This window comes from Mycoplasma todarodis, assembly GCF_004335995.1.
Lineage (GTDB): Bacteria > Bacillota_I > Bacilli_A > Mycoplasmatales > Metamycoplasmataceae > Mycoplasma_K > Mycoplasma_K todarodis.
This window is the reverse complement of the sequence record NZ_PSZP01000002.1, coordinates 1-14,232: the sequence shown is the minus strand read 5'-3', so window position 1 is coordinate 14,232 and position 14,232 is coordinate 1. Positions and strand designations below refer to the sequence as shown.

Annotated in this window: 14 protein-coding genes; 8 read left to right on the top strand and 6 right to left on the bottom strand. The window is 28.2% G+C overall.

What is annotated here, in order from left to right; genetic code table 4:
- Positions 1-9: 9 nt before the first annotated feature.
- On the bottom strand, positions 10-1,041 hold the full coding sequence (locus C4B25_RS00360; RefSeq protein WP_131613088.1) for a restriction endonuclease subunit S: 1,032 nt from the start codon (positions 1,039-1,041) through the stop codon (positions 10-12).
- A gap of 65 nt (positions 1,042-1,106) precedes the next feature.
- Complete coding sequence (locus C4B25_RS00355) at positions 1,107-1,805, bottom strand: tyrosine-type recombinase/integrase (protein WP_131613087.1); 699 nt, start codon at positions 1,803-1,805, stop codon at positions 1,107-1,109.
- Between the two features lie 67 nt (positions 1,806-1,872).
- Here C4B25_RS00355 and C4B25_RS00350 point away from each other — a divergent pair, with 67 nt between their 5' ends.
- Positions 1,873-2,802 (top strand): restriction endonuclease subunit S, encoded by a 930-nt coding sequence (locus C4B25_RS00350; protein WP_131613086.1) that lies wholly within the window; start codon positions 1,873-1,875, stop codon positions 2,800-2,802.
- Positions 2,803-2,865: 63 nt separating this feature from the next.
- Positions 2,866-3,438 (top strand): hypothetical protein, encoded by a 573-nt coding sequence (locus C4B25_RS00345; RefSeq protein ID WP_131613085.1) that lies wholly within the window; start codon positions 2,866-2,868, stop codon positions 3,436-3,438.
- A gap of 1,727 nt (positions 3,439-5,165) precedes the next feature.
- Here C4B25_RS00345 and C4B25_RS00335 read toward each other — a convergent pair.
- Entirely contained in the window at positions 5,166-5,438 is a 273-nt protein-coding gene (locus tag C4B25_RS00335) for a MazG-like family protein (RefSeq protein WP_131613083.1), read from the bottom strand.
- Positions 5,439-5,932: 494 nt separating this feature from the next.
- A complete protein-coding gene (locus tag C4B25_RS00330) occupies positions 5,933-7,378 on the bottom strand; it encodes a hypothetical protein (RefSeq protein ID WP_131613082.1) in 1,446 nt (481 codons plus the stop codon).
- 131 nt (positions 7,379-7,509) lie between these two features.
- On the opposite strand from C4B25_RS00330, the gene C4B25_RS00325 reads away from it, so the two are divergent.
- The 3 genes from C4B25_RS00325 (at position 7,510) to C4B25_RS00315 (ending at position 11,248) form a co-directional block, all read left to right on the top strand.
- Positions 7,510-9,432, top strand: coding sequence for a DUF262 domain-containing protein (locus tag C4B25_RS00325; RefSeq protein ID WP_131613081.1), 1,923 nt, complete (start codon positions 7,510-7,512; stop codon positions 9,430-9,432).
- 84 nt (positions 9,433-9,516) lie between these two features.
- Positions 9,517-10,386: a DNA adenine methylase gene (locus tag C4B25_RS00320; RefSeq protein ID WP_131613080.1), complete on the top strand. Its 870-nt coding sequence runs from the start codon at positions 9,517-9,519 to the stop codon at positions 10,384-10,386.
- Positions 10,379-11,248, top strand: a complete 870-nt coding sequence (locus C4B25_RS00315; RefSeq protein ID WP_131613079.1) for a hypothetical protein — start codon at positions 10,379-10,381, stop codon at positions 11,246-11,248. The genes C4B25_RS00320 and C4B25_RS00315 overlap by 8 nt, the downstream gene beginning before the upstream one ends.
- On the opposite strand, the gene C4B25_RS00310 is transcribed toward C4B25_RS00315, so the two are convergent.
- On the bottom strand, positions 11,245-11,556 hold the full coding sequence (locus C4B25_RS00310; protein WP_131613078.1) for a hypothetical protein: 312 nt from the start codon (positions 11,554-11,556) through the stop codon (positions 11,245-11,247). The genes C4B25_RS00315 and C4B25_RS00310 overlap by 4 nt on opposite strands.
- A gap of 193 nt (positions 11,557-11,749) precedes the next feature.
- Between C4B25_RS00310 and C4B25_RS00305 the strand changes: the two genes are divergently transcribed.
- Complete coding sequence (locus C4B25_RS00305) at positions 11,750-12,460, top strand: hypothetical protein (protein WP_131613077.1); 711 nt, start codon at positions 11,750-11,752, stop codon at positions 12,458-12,460.
- A gap of 140 nt (positions 12,461-12,600) precedes the next feature.
- Entirely contained in the window at positions 12,601-13,401 is an 801-nt protein-coding gene (locus tag C4B25_RS00300) for a hypothetical protein (RefSeq protein ID WP_131613076.1), read from the top strand.
- A 315-nt stretch (positions 13,402-13,716) separates the two neighbouring features.
- On the opposite strand, the gene C4B25_RS00295 is transcribed toward C4B25_RS00300, so the two are convergent.
- A complete protein-coding gene (locus tag C4B25_RS00295; protein ID WP_168380646.1) occupies positions 13,717-13,896 on the bottom strand; it encodes a hypothetical protein in 180 nt (59 codons plus the stop codon).
- Between the two features lie 67 nt (positions 13,897-13,963).
- Here C4B25_RS00295 and C4B25_RS04690 point away from each other — a divergent pair, with 67 nt between their 5' ends.
- Complete coding sequence (locus tag C4B25_RS04690; RefSeq protein ID WP_168380645.1) at positions 13,964-14,113, top strand: hypothetical protein; 150 nt, start codon at positions 13,964-13,966, stop codon at positions 14,111-14,113.
- The last annotated feature ends 119 nt before the right edge of the window (positions 14,114-14,232 follow it).

Sequence of the window (14,232 nt, the reverse complement as noted above, 5' to 3'; positions counted from 1 at the left end):
GTGCTTTTTTTACATCAAAATTACTAAAAGTTTTTCTTTTAGTTTGCGGAGTTTTGCCAAGGTTTGTTTCATTTCTATATTAACGTCATAAAAACCTTTAAAGGAGTCTCATTTATATTCTATGTGTTTAATTTCATTTTTTGAATTAGATGAATGTTTTATGGTAGTCCCCGTTTCATTCGCCTTAATAATATCTTGGTTTATTTTGGTTTTTAAAGAGTAATATACCTCACAATTTAAGTATCTATCATGACTAACTTTATATAAATAACCATTAAAACCTTCCAATGAATTATTGACGAGACCTGTATTCCCATCAAGAGATAACATGACATCTCCAGCGAATATATTTTTTTCATTATCAACAAATCTATTGAATTTACCATTTGCTGCCGATACATTTAAAAACAATGTTTTGGGATCTATAATTTCTTTAGAAGGAAGAGAGCCTTTATAATATGTATATTTTTCATCTGTAATTACACCAAAAAGATTCATTAAATTAACGGGGATTTTATCAGTTAATTTAATTATCCTTGTAACTTTCTTTTCAAGAGTTTCAATAGGTTTGATAATGTCTATTAAATTTTTAAGATCTTTTTTCACATGCTCTACCGAATCTATGCTTACGCACTTTATATTATTAAGATAAAATAACTCCATAGGTTCAATAATGTCTATTATTTTTTGTTGTTCTTGAATTGAAGGTAAAGAAACTTCATATTCTAGCATTGCTTGTTTATCGCCACGGGGCATCTTCGTCCCTTTTGACGTATTATTTCAGAAAGCATTAAAAGTAGGAGAAGCAATAATAAAGAATAAATATTTTTTAATGATTAAATCATTTCGCACTAATTTAAAGTTCAATACATCCCCAGAATGGGTCCCTTTTCTAGTGGCGAACCAAACTTTGTTAAAATAGGGCCTAATATTACTCATCAATATATCTTCCTCTATAAATTGCTTTCCTTTGCCGCTTTTTCAACTAGAAATACAATGCCCGTCCATATTTTCAGTAGAAACAAAATTTTCCGAAACCACTCCCCTTCCTCTTGATCACTCCCCCAAATCTTTAAGTTTATAAATTCCCATTAAAAAACCAAGCACTAAAAGTACTTGTTATATATTTTTCTATTTTGACTTTTGGACATATGGAGATACCGATATGTAGTCTCTATTTTTGAGTGTCCTAATTGTAGCATTACCATCTTTGGGTTAGCTCCCTTAAGTAACATGTGAGTTGCGTGAGATCTTCTAATAGAGTGCGGTGTATATTCCCTTCCTAGAACATCTTTAACTCATAAACGCAATGTTTTTGAAGTGAAATTAAATCCTTTAAAAAACTTCGTTGTATTCGGATTGTGAAAAATCTCCCTTATTTTCGCACCTTTACCCTTTAAGAGTATGGTATCCCCTTTAATTCTAATAATACTTTGTAATTCAGATGCTCTTATACCAGTTTCAAAGAGAAATCGAATAACAACGTTTTTATATTTTGATTGATCCTTTGTTTTTTCCATAAGAAACTCTTTTGAAAATACTGGCATATATATTTTGGGAATTGCCGGTAATTTTATTTCCTTTAAATTATTGAGTCTTTTATCATTTTTAAAGCGCATAAAGGCACAAAGTATATTGTAATGCGTTCAAATTGTATTCGGGCTCTTCAAATAAGTGAAAAGCTTTTTTTTAATTTTCCTTATATCACCTCAAAATATTTCGTATTGTTTTAAGACATTTGAATATGTTTGGATTGTTGCTTTTGAATAATTATTTTTATTTAGATATTTTAAGTATTTTTCCATAGTTACTCCTTTATAATTTATATTAATGTGGTTACCCACAATTAAATTTTGAATGAAAGGTGTGATAATGGGAATTTATAAACTAGGAAATATTATAAAAATAATATCTGGATCAAAAGTTTTAAGTGAAAAAAGCGGGAGTGTACCTGTTGTTGGTTCGGGTGGTATATTTGGGAGCACAGAAAATTCAAAATACAATAAATCATCATTCACTCTTCCTCGTAAAGGTACCATGGAAATGTTTTGGTACGATCAACCAATTTGAAATGTTGACACCGCTTTTTTAGTTGGAGATGTGAATGAAAAAAAAGTAATAAAAAAATATCTTTTTTATTTTTTAAAGAGCAATTCGGAGTGAAGGAAAATTATCACTGGTTCTACAAGACCTGCAACAAGAATCTCTGATTGAAGAGAATTTGAAGTTTCTTTACCTTCAATTCAAGAACAACAAAAAATAATAGACATTATTGAACCTATAGAAAGGGTTATGAATATTATCAAAGAAATGAGAAGTAAACTACATGCACTTTCAAAAATTTCAGCACCCGGGGAAACACCTCATAATATAACTTTGCAAACTTCTAAGGGTAAGGTATTGCCTAAAAATAAGGGTAAGTTCAGATACTTCAATAATTCAAAGATTGTTTCATTTTGCGAACAAAAGAATAATGAAGGTACAGCCTTAATAGTAACTACGCGTGGCACCCTCACAACACACATCGCAACAAAAGGGTGATATTCTACAAATAACATTTATATTTTAAGAGGTGATGGTATTTTTTCAAATAAAAAGAATATCGAAAAAATGATTAAATCCGACTCTTCTGGATCGGCCATACCAATGATCACAAAGCAAAATATAATTAAAAGTCTTTCCTCATATAATTTTGAGATCGAAAGGTATCTAGAAAAAATTTTTATAATGAAGAATAATCTCTTCCTATTGGAAAATACATTTTCTATATTAAAAGATAAGGTCACTTCACTTTTAATATAATGTTATACTTTATTGAATATGATTGATTTTTTTAATTTTCACTTTAAAAGTATCCGTTTTAAAATGGATAAGGGGGCTTCATTCCATTCAGAGGAAGAAATCTCTTTTTCAAACTTCATTTCTGGAGATAAAGAAGAAGCTAAGAAATATGCAAAATTAATTTTTGAACACATTGAATTATTAGGTTCAAAAACACTCGGAGAATTGGAAGATTATATTTCTTCCAATAGAAATGCGGATTTCATTGATTCTGACTCTAATGTTGAAAAAGTTTATTGAACTTTACGCAAATATGGACTTGCTGATAGATATATAATTAAAGATATGTTTCAAGGTGAAAATTTTAGAAGGATAGAGTTTATAAATTCTTTTGATGAAGGTGATGTTATTGAACCATATATTATCAATGATAATAAAGTGAAAATTTTAAAAACGCCAATAAGAAACGGGAAAGAAAACTTTATGAGGATTGTTTGCTTATACAATATCGAAGAAGAGAAGTTGTATCCATTATTTTTAGATACTCAACATACCCTCTTTTCATCATCAACACCAGACGATAGCAAGATTTCAAATATTTCAAATATAGTCTACATGTTTCTTTTGAAACAAATAACCGATAAGGATATTTTGTAGATGGGATATCGCCATACTTCTCATAAGAGGCTCGAACCATCAATAAAAAACAATATTAATAAACTTAGATTTGAGAAGAGTGTTAAATCAACAAATAAGCTTAATAATATTTCATTCTTTAAAAAATATAACAAGAACAGGAAACTGTTTCTATTATATTTTTTGTAATCTTAGTATTGTTCATTTATAAAAAAGAGTTGTTAAACTCTTTTTTTATTTTCTTCGTAGCTAACTCTTAATTAAATTACCCAACTTTTGTTGCAATTCTTTAAGTGTAGAACCTTTTTCAATAACTACTTTTTTACCCTTGTACTTAAGAGTTAATTTTTCTTGTGATTTATCATTTTTAAGGTGTTTCCCTACTCAACCATCAAATTCTTTCTATGTTTTCTCACCTTGTTTATCCAAAACTATAACTTTTTCTTCATCCTTACTTTCTTTTTTACCACAAGATATCACCGCAGTCATGGGTATTGCTATTGCCGCTAATGGTGGAGAAGTTCCTAAAATAATTTTCTTATTTATTTTATTCTCCTCTCCTTTTTAACGCTTTTGTTATTAAAAGATCCATTTATAACAAAGAACTCACAAAATATAAATAAAATGTTTTATCAAGAATATTAATAATCTCAAAAAAGCAATCACCAATTCCTTAAGAAACCCTCAAAAAGAAAAGTTGAAAGAAATTGGGTTAGATACTAATAGCATTCTTTTTTTGTTTTTTTCTTAAATTAAAACGCACACCTCACTCTAACTTATCTCTTTATTAAACTAAAATTATTTTTTATTCATCCTATTTTTAAATAACATAACCTCTTCTATAAAAGATTTATAATTTGTATAGATTCATTAAAGGAGATAGCGTGTTCAAAAGAAGCTTTATTTTTAAGTCTTTAATATCATTAACCACAATTGTTACACCAGTGATAGCCGTTGCTTCTTGTGGTAAAAAAGAGAGGTAAGAAGAAGTGAAAAAGAATTTTCTTTTTCAGGTAATGCCTACCGTGCCAATTCACATGAATTAACTACCGATTTTGTAAATAATTTAATACATTTTAGAAACACGAAGATTGAGGAGTTAAAATCTAAAGAAGAAATACCTCTTTTGGAGGTTCCCGAATTCATTCAAGATTTTCTAGATTTAGTTGGTAATGCTTTGTTAGGCATAATCACCGGGAAATATACTTGCTATAATGCGCCAGGTATTTATTATGATTTATCATCTTTAGATTTGGATTATCTTTCTCCTGAGATTTTTAAATATATGGACTACGAAGGGCGAGATGTACAAATAAACCTTATTTTAGATAATAAATTCGATAAGTTCACTTTAGTATGCTACATCCAACGATTTCGAGTATAAGTTTTTAAAAACAATTTGTTTGTTGGTAAGTTAGATATGTCCCATATAAAAAATATGCATCCCATCCATATAAACTTAAACAACAATAAATTAACATCCATTGATTTTGCCAATATTAAAAAATACATAAAAACTTCTAAAAGTAGTTTAGAATTATCATCCGTTAGGATTATTTCAGACTACAAGGATGCTTTATGAAAAAGAGAATACGCCAGCCACACTTCTTATAAAAGACTTAATTCTCAATAAGGAATAATAATATTGACAAAAATGAATTTGAAAAGAGTATTAAATCAATAAAGAAATTTACATAACCCTTTTTAATAATTTAAAAAAACATAATAAAAAACGGATTATCGTTTTTTTATTTCTTGTTTGGATACTTAATAGCATTCTTTTTGATTTTACCTAGGGTAGATTCATTCATATCTACGCCATTGTTTTGAGCTAGCAATAGAAGGCATATAGCAACGTTAGCTATTTCTTCAGCTAGGTTTTCTTTATCAGTACATTCCGCACCTCATTGATATAATTCTAAGATTTCTGAATCCTCTAAAGTGATTGACTTCGCTAAGTTCACAGAAGTATGTGACTTACCCCAGTTCATATCTTTATTGAATTCGTTAAGTTCATTCATTATTTTTTCTTTGTTTTTTTAACATAGAAAAATATACCTCTTGTATAAATACACTAAACCCTAACTAAAATTACTTTTGAAGCTGTTTTAAGATGTTTTTGATACAAGGTAATAAATATATCTAGTTTGATTCAAGCAGGAGTTCAATACTTTTAAAACGAATAAATAAAAAAACCAAGACCTAGCGTACTAGTTCTTGATCTTGTACCTCGGTGGATATATACGTATATATATGCACTGTCTGGCTTATTCCTCAAATTAGGACTTGTTTTAGCAAGCTTTGTTAAGGAAAGAAGGTGTATTAGTGACTGATGTCATTGCGCCTCCTTTCTGAATATGTATCTTTAATTTATATATCCAAAAAAAACTAATGTTATTTTGATAATAAAAGTAGTCATAAATAGAACAAATAAGTATTTTTAAATATTGCACCTCAGTTTTGTTTCTAGATATTTTTTTAATATTTAAATTTGATATGTCTTCACTTAACTTTATTATTTGGAAGCTGGTTTCGACTTATTAAAATTGATGATTTTAAAATGAGCATCATCAATGGGGTTATCCAAAATGTGCGTTGCTACTTCTCCTTCTTTATTAATTATTGATTGTGACCGGTTATCATAATCAACAGAAAAAATTACATACCCTACTTCACAAGGTTTTTTAACTCTTTTATATTGATTCATTTGTTTATTCCAACCTTCTTTAAGTTTTTGATTGTGTATTGTTTTGAACTCAATTAAATACTCCTTATTATTGTAATTAATAATAAGATCAAACCTGTTTCTGCCTATTTCTGGTTCCAAATAAATTTTAGCTTCCAAGGATTGAAAGTGGTTTTGTAACTCTCTTGCTATTTCTTTTGCAATGAGCACTTCTTTTTTTAATGATTTTTCATTTTTATAAAATTGATCTATAGTATTGTAATTAGTGTGTGATTCTATAATATTTTCAATTGTTGAAATAATATTATTCATACTAATATTTTTAGGGATTTTTTGAACCTTTAATAAATGTCTAGGTTCGTTTTTCGCGATATTGTCTCGTTGAATTTCAGATTGCAACAATAATGCTTCACTTAAAACCTTTTCATTGATTGATTTTGCAATTTCAATCTTTTCACTTTGTTTCATTTTAATAATTTCCCTATTTTCATTATTTTTATTCTTTTGTTTATTTAATTCATCTTTTCGTTTCTGAATTTCAATGATGTTCATAACACTTTCTTTGATTTCTGTTTCCACTTGAATCTTTTCTTCCATAAGAACTCCGATATTCTGAATAAAATCTTGAAAATTCTTAAAAACAGGGATATCCGAAAGCATCTCGATCGGCAAACTCATTTGTTTTATTCCATGTATATTTTCAGGTAACCCATTTTCATCTTCTATATTATTACCAGTTAAAGTATTATATGCATAGATGTTATATGCAACAATCTCATCTCTAATAATGTGGAAAATTATATCGGTCATCCTATCATTCCCTATGTTATTGGTTAAACACCCTAAAATTCAAAAAATTTCTTCATCATTAAATTCTTCTTCCTTAAGTTCTAAATATTCTAAAACAGTTCCCACTAATTGCTTAGCTATTTTTTTACCTATTCCTTTTCCATCCTTTGCAAAAAAACCAATACCCAACCCCAACTCTTTTGCTTCCTTGCAATTCTCAAAATAATTGATAGCTCAATGTGTTTTACCTTCTTTTGCATTCTTGAATAATTTAGCTAATTTAAGAACGAACTTTTCTCAGGATTCCTTGAAGAAACGATTTTCGCCTTTCTTCAAATTATAAATATTAATATATTTTGGTTCATCAAAAATAATATCTCTATTAAAAATTCCAAATTTTTCCATCTCTTCGTGATTTACACCTCATAAATCAGAAAGAAAATTCTCACCATTTAATTCAACCCTTTCTTTTTTCAATTTATTCATTATTACTCTCCTTGAATTACTCTTTATTCATCAAATTATATGCTTCTTATATTATTTTTCAACCATGGATCCTTTGTGTAATCAACAATGTATGATCTAATTTCTAAAATAAATAAGAATAGGGGATAAAAATGACAAAATTAGACATACATAAAAGGATGCTTTTTGAATTCAACAGTAAAAATAATAACTCTGATAAACGACTGGAAGTTAATCTCGGACAATTAGAAGTGCCAACCTACCAAAGGCGTTACGAATGGAAGGACAAAAATATTGATTTTATCTTCGAAGAACTTAAAGATTTCATTAGTAATTTTAAACATGACTATCAATATATGCTTGCGAATGGAGGAAACATTAATTTATTTTCTAAAAATAGTCTTGAACAACAGAGATCGGGTATTTATTTGGGTAATATAGTAATAACAAAAACACAAAATGATGAACCTTTTCAAATAATAGATGGTCAACAACGTCTAACTACTATTTATATATTTTTAAAAGTATTCCAACATATCCAACAAGAAATAATTAATAATGATGTTGATGCCAACATTCTAAAAGGAGCCCCCTTCAAAACAATTTGAAATTTACTTTCTAGAACGTTAACTTTTGATGGAACAACTGGTGAAATATCTCCTTCAATACGTTCGCTCAACAAACTGGATAAAGAAGCTCTAGAGGCTCTTCATGAATCTAAAACTACTGAAGAATTTGAACAAAAAATTAATAATAATTCCAGATATTTTAAGACTTATCAAAAAATAATAAAAGAAGTGAATGAATTGACAAATACAGATAAAATTTATACCTTATATGGTTTATTGACAATCGAATTGGGTGTTGTATTAGTTGATGATGAATCTATGGCGTTTGATTTGTTTGAAAAATTAAATTCTAGAGGTATGGCATTATCTCAATCAGATTTGATTAAGAATTTATTTTTAAAAGAATTATCTAAATCAAACACTTCTAACAAAGAGGCTTTATGAGACTCGATCATAGATGATATTAAAGAGGGTGAGAAAATAAATTCAGCCACAATTACAAATTTTTTCAGGTGAGTTATGATGATTGACAAAAAGTCCTACATCAAAAAGAAAGAATTATTCAATGAATATTCAACAAAAATAAAGGAAGGTTTAGAAGCTAAATCATTATTAGATATGCTTTCTAGTTATGCCAACACCTATAAAGAATATTTCATTCAAAAGACAGCGACTTATGAAGAAATAAAAATCAAACACGATGTAGAAAGAGCTTTTCTTACTTCACCAATGATTTACAAACCCTTATTTTTATTATTTGCTGATTTATTTAAAAGAGAACTAGTAAATGAAGATGTCTTTGCAAAAGTCATTAATTACTTAGAAAAACAAGCATTTTTACACTTCACCATTAATAATTTACCTTCAAAAGAGATCGATAGGGAAATACCAAGGATAATCTTTGATATTAATAATCACATAGAAAACAATGCTTTGAATATAGAAAACATCTTTAAAACATTAGATAAAAGATTGATGTCGTGAACTTTAAGGAATGTTCAAGGTAAAATAGAAGAACTTTATTCACCACTCACAAACACCGACTTTGATAAACGTCAACACATCTTGCAATTATATAAATTAATCAATAATTTCAAAACTCAAAATACATTCAGAGAAAGCACTGAGTTAATAGAAGATGGAAATATAGATGTTGAACACTTATTGCCAAAAGATACTCAATATTGAATCACAAAAGAATGCGATGATGAGTTATTACAAAAACATAACAAGAAAATAGGGAATATTTTTATTATTAGTGGTTCCATAAATAAAGGTATTTCTAACAAATCTTACTTAGACAAATTAAACAGTGAAGACTATTTAAGTTTTTCAAAAAAGAAAACCCATTCACTTAATGATTCAAAACTTTTTAAAGAGCAAATGTTAGATGCTTTCGAATCCATTCCACAAATATGAAATATAGAAATGATTGGTAAAAGAACAGATTCTATAGTTAAATTTTTACAAAAAAATTCTATACTAAATCCCAAAAACTATTTTTAAACAAATGTGATTACGTTTGTTTTTTTTATTGATCAATCAACACTTACTTTTCTTACCCAACCATAGTTGGTATATAATAGAACCATGGTTCCTTTTATTAAATGAGCTGGAGGTAAAAGACAACTACTTCCCGAGCTAAGAAAACTAATGCCAAAACGTGAAGAAATTGGCACATATTACGAACCCTTCATTGGAGGGGGAGCTTTATTATTTGATTTTCAACCACGTAAAGCTGTTATCAACGATATGAATAAGGAATTGATCCATGCATATAAGATGCTTAATAGTCATAAGAAGTACTTTAGACTATTAGAGTTATTAATACTAATGGAAACTGCACATAATGAAGAGTTCTTTAAAGACATAAGAAGTTTAGATAGATTATCAGAAGAAACTGGTCGAGGAATGATTTTTAATAATTTTTCAGAACAATTACGTGCGGCAAGGTTTATATATCTTAATAAAGCGGGTTTTAACGGTATGTACAGAGTTAATTCATCTGGATACTACAATGTACCATCTGGTAAGAAAGACAAGGTTAAAACATATGAATATCCTAATATTGAAAAAGTATCTAATTACTTAAGTAGAAAAGAAGGTAATAAGAAACTAGTAAAAATAAGAAATACTGATTTCGCTAAAGCCTTACATGATATTCAACCCGGTGATTTTGTATACTTTGATCCTCCCTATGATTATGAAGAAGGTGTCAATGGATTTGATGCATATCAAAAAGGTGGGTTCGGACGTAAAGGTCAAATTAAATTGGCTAAGTTATGTAAAAAACTTGATGACATGGGTGTTAAGTTTATGCTTTCAAATAACAATACAAGATTTATAAGAAATCTATATGAAGAATTTGAAGTAAATATAGTTAAGGCTAGAAGAAGCATTAATTCAAATGGTGGTGGTCGAGGAAAAGTTGAAGAAGTGATTGTGAGGAATTATGAATAACACTACAATCCAAGCAAATAATCTAAATATTTTATTCAAAGTTTGGGTAACTTATTCTAATGAAGAATGATTCACAAATAAAGATACGGCAAACACAATAGGATATGTTTCAAGGCAAGGGCAATATTATAATCAAGCACTTCAATCTTTGGGTGTTGCTGATTTTAGAAAAACTTCAAGATCTGGCGAGTATAAAATAAAAGAAGAATTCTATGTTTATAACGTTGAAGAAGCTAAAGAAAAATTCAAAAAAATAGCAACCATTAAATTCCTTGAAAAAGAAGAAAAGAGAATTGACAAGGAAAGTTCTGAAGATGTAATCAAAAGACGTAGAAGTGCAATAAAAGCCTGAAAGAAATTTGTGGAAACAAATGAAATACCAGAAATAAGAAGAAATCATAAACCAAAATCTTTTGAATTGGGAAAAGCAAAAAAAGAATCTTCAAAAGAAGAAGAATTCAAACCACCTAAAGAATCAAAAAAATCTACAATATCAACCAATACAAATAAAGGTTACAATCACACATTAATGATGAACGCAATAGGTGCCTACGCAAGAACTCATGAGATCCAATTAAGAAAAGAAAATTCTCATGCTGATTTAACTTCTTTCAATGAAGAAGAACAAACTTTTAAAATAATTGAAATAAAATCTTACCCAGCATTGTATTTAGCAATCGGGCAATTACTTCATTATGAACATAAGTTTAAAAAGGTAATCCATACTGCTGAGAATCTTGAATATAAAAAGATCTATGTAGGTGTTGAAACATTAGACTCTATACAAGAGGGTCTATTAGAACAATTAAATATAAAATATGTCAAATACGACAAACAAAAACTAGATGAAATATTCAACTAGTTTTTTTGTTCTCATTTCATTAAGTGTTTAACTACTATAGCGGTTATTGCAATTGAGTTTTCTTCTCAAAGAGGATAAGTGTTAACGGCTTTATTAATTCCCGTGAAAATTTTATGGATTGTAGGGTGAGTTTTTTTTCTTTCTGTTTCACCAGGTCTACGCCTTCCGTTTTTAATGTAATCATAGTATTTAGAGTTAGGCCATTCCATTTGGTAAACAAAATCTTCTATCGTTAAACCCAGTAAAGACCTGATTTCTTCCAACATTACTGCTTCGTTTATATCTGTATTTGTATTTTCTTTTTTCATGTATTAATTATCACAACCATAGTTCTTTTTTACCACCAACTATGGTTGGTAGTAAAGTTTAATTTTATTCGAGTTATATTTTTATTCTTTCCAATAGATAATCTAACCCTAAATTTTATAAAATAATTATTTGGAAAAGCAAATCCAATAATGCTGATGTTATTTCCACAGCAATTATTGATACCATTTATTTATGAATTTATTTTGACAATCATTTTTAGGTTCCTTGGCAGCAGCAATTATTTCGCTGTTGGTATTTTTGTTAGGGTGACGATTAAAAAATAAAGTAAAAAGGAAATCTCATTTCCAGATTCAATTAACTAATTACAGCGATATTTTAGTAGAAAAATTTTCTAATTTAGTTGAGGTTGTTCAAGATTATAGCACTGTGCTTAAAGAAATTGAAAGACTAATTAACGAAAGGAATCATACAAACAACGATAAGTTAGAAGAATTAAGAAAAATAGCAAACAAACAGATATTTGATATTCAAGCCAATGGAAGAATTGATTATAGTAAAATAGCATATTTATGAGAAACTAAAATTCTAACTTCTGAGCTAGTTGAAGTCAAAATGGTAAATGGCAAACGAAAAATTAAAAAATTAAAACACTATAGTTCTAAACTTTTATTAAACACATTTAATGAATTAGATTCTTTTATAAACGAACTAGATTCCATAGCTCCTGATTATGTAACTAATAATCAAATAGCTTCTATATATGGTTATTTGTTATTTCTCATACGTGAACTTAATGCAAACATAAAAGGATACAGTGTAAGGGAACACGTTGCCTGAGACTTTACAGAAGAGGGCGCACGATTTTCCGTTAAAGAACTATATGAATGAGTTAAGAAAAATGAAGAAGTCTCTAAAGATGATGAAGCAAGCGAATCTAACTAAGAATTTGTATGAATGGGTAACAAAGTGAACCTTATAAATGAGTTCACTTTTTATATGCTAAAAATGATTATCAATTACAATCAATCGTTTTGCATAGTGGTATAAAATAAATGATTAACCAAGGAGGAGGAGGAGGACTAATGAAAAAAACATATTTCACTGAAAATGATTTGCAAGAGTTTGAAGAAGACTACGATGTGTTAATACAACCGGATCAAAATAAAAATAAACAAGTAAGAGATTCCAAGCTATTAACTTGTTTTATATATTTAATAGCAACTATCTTTTCTATTGGTTCTTACTTCCTTCAAGATTACATAATAGAGTGGAATAGTAATTACTTTACACTAAGACTTATTTTAACAATAGTAACTGGTGCGATTTTACTTATTCCAACGTTGATCTTTGCTTATTTCACTAAATTGAAGTGAAACTATAAACCTTGATTAAAGAATACTTTTATATTCTTCAACATATCCTTTATAACAATATTTTTCTATTTAACACTACCCTTAATTGCAGAGGGGCAACAAAAATGATTTTGAGTTTTCTTTTTCCCGATATCAATAACCGTTTTTAAAATAATGAATATTTATTTAATCAAGAGCAATTCTTTAAGCTGTATATTAAGATGAATATTAATATTACTGATTGGATTCATACCTTTTATTATCGGAATAACCTTAAAACAAAACACCATAATCTTTGGTAGTTCTTGAGTCTTAATATGAGAGTTAAGCAACGAAGTGTGAGATTTATTCTTTATAAGATTTATTTTTAAAGGTAAAGACAGATCATTTCCTTATTATCCCTTCTTTCCAATAGTCACATTTGTCTTCCTATTCTTTCATTTGTGTTTCTTTTGTTCGGGTTTATGATGATTCTTCGAAGATCCCAAGAATCCTTTTAGAGATAAAGATGATGACAAGGATGAGAATTAGAATTATTAAAAACAAGGATATAAGAATACTGGTTAATACTAACATTCTTATATCCTTGTTTTGTTTATGCTTTTAAGAGTTTAATCATCCTTCTTTTCTTATAGCACTATCGGCTAAATCTTTTATATCATCAGGTATTCAATATCTATTGTAAGACACAACATTATATATATTGTTCATTCGAGTTTGAATTCTTATTGTATTGAAATAACATCCTAAATAGTAATTTAAATTAAAACCAGATACTAAGGGAAAGAAGACTAATCATCAATATCTATTTTATTAGATAACCTATAGATAAAGCAATATAATCTTTTAAACTAGGTTTTGAAAATTAATATCATCAACATATAGAAGTGGAGTCCCTGTTCTCATTACTTCTAATAATAATTTCTTTTTTTCAGATTTATATAAAGGTATCATGTAATCTTCATATACCCCTTTATAACTAGATGCAATAAATATACGACATAAATCTAAAGCACCTATTCCCATCCAAACACCAAAGGCAATAAATAACTCACTTTGTTTTTGCATGTTTGCTGTCAATATAAAATAAAGTATGACTGGTAAAGCAATATGCAACAAGAAATTTATCGTTATTAAAGATGCATTAGTTATTACTTTCCTAAGTTTTGGTATTGCCTTATATAGTTCTTCTATAACTTATTTATATCATTTTCTCTATGTTAAATTGTTGTTAACGCCATAGTTTTATCTACCTTCTAAAACGAATAAATAAAAAACCAAGACCTAGCGTACTAGTTCTTGATCTTGTACCTCGGTGGATATATACGTATATATATGCACTGTCTGGCTTATATCTTCATT